Annotated in this window: 6 protein-coding genes and 2 rRNA genes; all 8 read right to left on the bottom strand. The window is 68.7% G+C overall.

Annotation, left to right across the window (positions count from 1 at the left end):
* The coding region (locus VF647_08925) for an OB-fold nucleic acid binding domain-containing protein (GenBank protein ID HEX8452205.1) at positions 1–465 on the bottom strand (465 nt) is incomplete at its 3' end.
* Positions 462–1,499 carry a peptide chain release factor 2 gene (gene prfB / locus VF647_08920; GenBank protein ID HEX8452204.1) on the bottom strand — a complete coding sequence of 346 codons (1,038 nt, stop codon included), beginning with the start codon at positions 1,497–1,499 and terminating at the stop codon, positions 462–464. The genes prfB and VF647_08925, both read right to left, overlap by 4 nt.
* 200 nt (positions 1,500–1,699) lie before the next feature.
* The gene (locus VF647_08915; protein HEX8452203.1) at positions 1,700–2,203 is read right to left on the bottom strand and encodes a zinc-ribbon domain-containing protein; all 504 of its coding nucleotides are present in this window, start codon (positions 2,201–2,203) and stop codon (positions 1,700–1,702) included.
* A 33-nt stretch (positions 2,204–2,236) separates the two neighbouring features.
* On the bottom strand, positions 2,237–3,175 hold the full coding sequence (locus VF647_08910) for a diguanylate cyclase (protein HEX8452202.1): 939 nt from the start codon (positions 3,173–3,175) through the stop codon (positions 2,237–2,239).
* 83 nt (positions 3,176–3,258) lie between these two features.
* Positions 3,259–3,441, bottom strand: coding sequence for a Trm112 family protein (locus VF647_08905; protein ID HEX8452201.1), 183 nt, complete (start codon positions 3,439–3,441; stop codon positions 3,259–3,261).
* On the bottom strand, positions 3,438–4,358 hold the full coding sequence (gene era / locus VF647_08900) for a GTPase Era (protein ID HEX8452200.1): 921 nt from the start codon (positions 4,356–4,358) through the stop codon (positions 3,438–3,440). Before era ends, VF647_08905 begins: the two co-directional genes overlap by 4 nt.
* Before the next feature lie 193 nt (positions 4,359–4,551).
* Positions 4,552–4,668: ribosomal RNA gene (rrf, locus tag VF647_08895) — 5S ribosomal RNA — on the bottom strand.
* Positions 4,669–4,788: 120 nt separating this feature from the next.
* Positions 4,789–4,907: ribosomal RNA gene (locus VF647_08890) — 23S ribosomal RNA — on the bottom strand; the annotation flags it as partial.

Here is a 4,907-nt window from a genome sequence, read left to right as displayed (position 1 = left end):
CTCCTTCCCCAGCGGCAGCGGACGGATCGCCTTGGCGAGCACGCTGAACGACGTCACGCGCAGCGACACCTCGCCGGTGCGCGTGCGAAAGAGCGTCCCCTCCGCGCCCAGCCAGTCGCTGAGGTCGATCAGGTCGAGGAGCGGGTACGTCTCGGCCAGGTCGTTGACGCGCAGGTAGAGCTGGATGCGCCCCGTCCGGTCCGCGAGGTGGATGAAGGTGCTCTTTCCCATCACCCGCTTCGCCACGACGCGCCCGGCGACGCGCACGGGCTCCGCGGGCCCGTCGCCCCTGCTTCCCTGCCCTTCCCAGGCCTCGAACAGCGCGCGCGCAGCGGTGGCGGAGTGCGTGGGATCGTAGCCGTATGCGAACGGCTCCACCCCCCGCTCGCGCAGGGCATGGAGCTTTTCCGTCCGCTCGGCGACGATGCGCTCGCCGCCTTCCGGCGTGGCTACCGGCTCGCTCATAGCTGCTTCTCTCCCCCGAACTCCCGCAGGTACGCGTTGATGAACGGGTCCACGTCGCCGTCCATCACCTTGGCCACGTCCGGCAGCTTGAGCTCCGTGCGGTGGTCGTTGACCATGGTGTAGGGCTGGAAGACGTAGGAGCGGATCTGGCTTCCGAAGCCGATGTCCGTCTTGGTGGACTCCAGCTTGGCCTTCTCCTTCTCCTGCGCCTCGAGCGCGGCCTGGTAGAGCCGGGCCTTGAGCATCTTCATGGCGGTCGCGCGGTTCTTGTGCTGCGACCGCTCCTGCTGGCACTCCACCACGATGCCGCTGGGAAGGTGCCGCAGCCGCACCGCGGACGACGTCTTGTTGACGTGCTGCCCGCCGGCCCCGGACGCGCGGAAGACGTCCATCTCGATGTCCTCCTCGCGCACCTCGATCTCGATGGTGTCGTCGACCGACGGGTACACGAAGACGGAGGCGAACGAGGTGTGGCGCCGCGCCTGGCTATCGAAGGGCGAGATGCGCACCAGGCGGTGCACGCCGCGCTCGGCGCGCAGGTAGCCGTACGCGTACTCGCCGCGCACCTCCAGCGTGGCGCTCTTGATCCCCGCCTCCTCGCCCTCCTGCTGGTCCAGGAGCTCCACGTCGAAGCCGTGGCGCTCGGCCCAGCGGGTGTACATGCGCAGGAGCATCTCCGCCCAGTCCTGTGACTCGGTGCCTCCGGCGCCGGACTGCAGCGTCACCAGGGCATCGCGGTGGTCGTCCGGCCCCTGGAGCATGTTGCGCAGCTCCAGGCTGGCCAGCTCGCTGCCGATCCGCTCGATCTCGGCGGTGACCTCCGCCAGCATCCCCGGATCCTCTTCCACCTCCAGCAGGTCCAGCATCTCGGCGGCGTCGGCCGCGCGGGCGGTGAGGCCGGCCCACGGCGCCACCCACTGCTTGACCTTGTTGGCCTCGTCGATCACCTCGCGCGCCTTCGCCTGGTCGTTCCAGAACGAAGGATCCCCCATGCGGGCTTCGAGGCCGTTCAGCTTCTCCTGCTTGGCAGGGATGTCAAAGAAACCCCCTTAGCTCTTCGAGCCGGTCGCGGTGTGCGCCGAGGGCGGTACGCAGCTCTTCCATCGTCGTCTTCCCCTGTCTGACAGCAACGACAAGGGCCGTCCGGCTGGGACGGCCCAGGTTCGCGGTATTCGCGTTCCCGAAATATAACCGGCGGGGTGCGTCCCTGCCAGCACTGCAACTGCATTGCTGTTCAGAACACGGGCTGACCCTTGGCGAGGATCTCGTTGAGCGCTTCGCGGAAGTGGGGCGTGCCGCGCGAGATCTCGGGGCCCACCTGCGCCACGTACTCCTCCCAGCTCTTCTTGATCTCCTCCATGAACTCGCGCTTCAGCGTGCCGTTCGCCAGGGCCTGGTCGCGGCGCTCCGGGTGGTACGTCACGATGTCCGACACGAGCGCCCTCGCCAGCCGCCGCGCCTTTGCGCCTGGGTCGTTCGCGCCGAATGGGTTCGGGCGAGCGGTGGGCGCGGGCGCAGGTGCCGGCGCGGGCGCGGGAGCCGGCGGTGGCGGGGGCGGAGGAGCCGGAGCGGGCGCTGCTACGGGAGCAGGCGCGGCGACGGGGGCGGGCTCAGGCGCGGCGCCGGCGATCTCGAAGACGTTGCGGCAGATGGAGCAGCGAGCGCGCACCCCGCCCGCCGGCACCTTGGCCGGATCGACGCGGAAGATCGTGTTGCAGTGCGTACACTGGGCGTTCATGGATACCCGCTTGAGAGGTTCGGCAGTGAGCCGCTATTCCGAGCGGCGGTCGACCACGTAGATGGAGCCGGAGAAGGTCTTGGCGTACGCCTTCATCTCCGTGGCCAGCTCGCTGATCTGCGCCGTGTGCGTGAAGTTGCGGTGCTCGTTCGTCACCACGCCGATCGAGAGCGTCATCAGCGGCACCTGGTGCTCGCCGCCGCGGCGGTCCTTGCCAAGGAAGAAGCCGCGCGCGCGGTCCTCCTCGGTGTACTGCAGGTCGATCAGCTCGCTGAACACCGAGAGCACCTCCTCGCAACAGACGCGGAAGTCCGCCAGAGAGGCGATGAAGATGAAGTCGTCGCCGCCGATGTGCCCCACGAAGGCGCCCGGCGAGCGCGCCCGCACCACCTCGCGCAGGATCCGCGAGAGGATCAGGATCACCCGGTCGCCGTGGTTGTAGCCGTAGCGGTCGTTGAACTCCTTGAAGTGGTCGAGGTCCGCGTAGCACACCGCGAACTTTTCGCCCGACGCCAGCCGCTCCGCGATGTCGCGCTCGATCTGCACCGTCCCGGGCAGGAGCGTGGTGGGGTGCACCCCCACGTCGCGGTCGGCGCGGTGCAGCGCCATGGCCAGCCGCAGCTCGCACTCGCGCGCGGAGAGGCCCGGATTCAGCACCTCGTCCGCCCCCGCCTCCAGCGCCCGCGACGCGGTCTCCTCGTCCGCCGCATCGGAGGCCACGTACATGATGACGGGGAGCACGGAGGTGAACACCTCGCGCTTGATCCCCCGGCACAGCTCGAGCGCCTCGTCCGCCGGCTCGGAGCCGTCCACGATGAGTGCTACGGCGTGGCTGTGCGACGCGCGCTGCTCCAGCTCGGTGGGCGAGTGGACCTCGATCAGCCCGTACTCCCGCGCCGTCGCGAACTCGCGGACCAGGTCGGGCGTGGCCCGGCCGTGCGGCGAGTAGTGCAGCAGTACGCGTGGAAGCATGCCGGGAGATCAGGCGCGGAGGGAGGAGGGGGCGTGCGGGCGGATTGTAGCCGGGGCCGGGCGCGGTGTCAAACGGCGGCGCCTCAGCGCGCGGGCTGCGCGTCCAGCGAAGTGGCCTCGTCGATCAGCATGATGGGGATGTTGTCGCGCACCTCGAAGCGCAGCCGGTCGCGCTCGCACACCAGCGACTCGGGGCTCTGCTCGTAGCGGAGCTCGCCCTTGCACTTCGGGCAGACCAGCATCTCCAGCAGCCACGGCTCGATCACGATCTCTGCTCCGCGTCCGGAAGTTTGAACCCGAGGCGCTGCAGCGTCACGGGGTCCTTGCGCCAGCGGGGGAGGACCTTGACCCACAGGTCCAGGTACACGGGCGCGCCCACGAACTCCTCGATCTTCTCCCGCGAGACCTGGCCCAGCTTCTTGATCGCCTGCCCGCCGCTCCCCACCACGATGGCCTTCTGCGAAGCGCGTTCCACGAACACCACCGCGCGGATGTACAGCGGCGACCCGCTCTCGCGGAACTCCTCCACCTTGGTGGCGACGCTGTACGGCACCTCCTGCGAGTACAGCTCGAAGACCGACTCGCGGATCAGCTCCGCCACGAAGAACCTTACCGGCTGCGAAGAGACGTCCTCCTCCGGATAGAGGAACTCGGATACGGGCAGGCGGCGCGCGATCTCGGCCCGCAGCGTCTCCGTCCCCTCCCCCGTCACGGCGGAAACCTCGATGGGCTCCACCTTGAACCTCTCGCGGCTCCACTCGCGCACCCTCTCGCGCTGCGACGCGGCCGCCACGTCCACCTTGTTGCTCACCACCAGCAGCCGCGGCGCGCGGTCCAGCAGCTCCATCACGTCCTCCCCGAACTCGGGTACGCCGGCGGAGGCGTCGATCAGCAGGAGCACCACGTCCGAATCGCCGATCACGTCCAGGGCGATGTGCATCATCGCGCGGTGCAGCAGGTAGCGCGGGTCCACGAGCCCGGGCGTATCGACGAACACCATCTGCACGCCGTCGCGCGAGTCGATCCCCAGCACCCGCTCGCGCGTCGTCTGCGCGAACGGCGTGACGATGCTGAGCTTCTGCTCGACGAGCCGGTTCATCAGCGACGACTTGCCGACGTTGGGAAAGCCCACCAGCGCCACCAGCCCGGCGCGGGTCTCCACGGTCGTTTCGGTATCGGTCATGTGCGGAAGCTAGTGGGCACCCGCGGGCGCTGCAACTGCATGGCCTCACGCGAAGGCGCAAAGACGCAAAGGAGCACGCGAAGGTCTTTCTTTGCGTCTTCGCGGCTTTGCGTGAGACTGCTGTTGGGATGCACGTGCACGAACAGAAGCCCCCCGACGCTCACGGATGAGCATCGGGGGGCTTGAATGTGTAGGCCGGCGGCGCCGTACTCTCCCACCGGGTGGCCCCGGCAGTACCATCCGCGCGAGTGGGGCTTAACTTCCGAGTTCGGGATGGGATCGGGTGATCCCCCACGCCATGGCCACCGGCCGTACATGTAGCATCGGGATGGGAAGGGTAGGTCGGTCAGGTCAGACCGGATGCTGCGTCGTTCGTGCCGCCTGGTGTCAGCGGACTTCTGTCGTACTTGGGGCCGGCCATGCAAATGGACCGGCCAAGCCACACGGGCCCTTAGTACGGCTCGGCTTTGACGCTCGCGCGTCCTGCACCTGCCGCCTATCCACGTGGTGGTCTCCCACGGCCCTTCAGGAGGCCCAAGGCCTCGGGAA

The organism is Longimicrobium sp., assembly GCA_036387335.1.
In the GTDB taxonomy this organism is placed as follows: domain Bacteria; phylum Gemmatimonadota; class Gemmatimonadetes; order Longimicrobiales; family Longimicrobiaceae; genus Longimicrobium.
The sequence above is the reverse complement of the archived record's forward strand: the minus strand, read 5'-3'. Positions and strand labels throughout refer to the sequence as shown.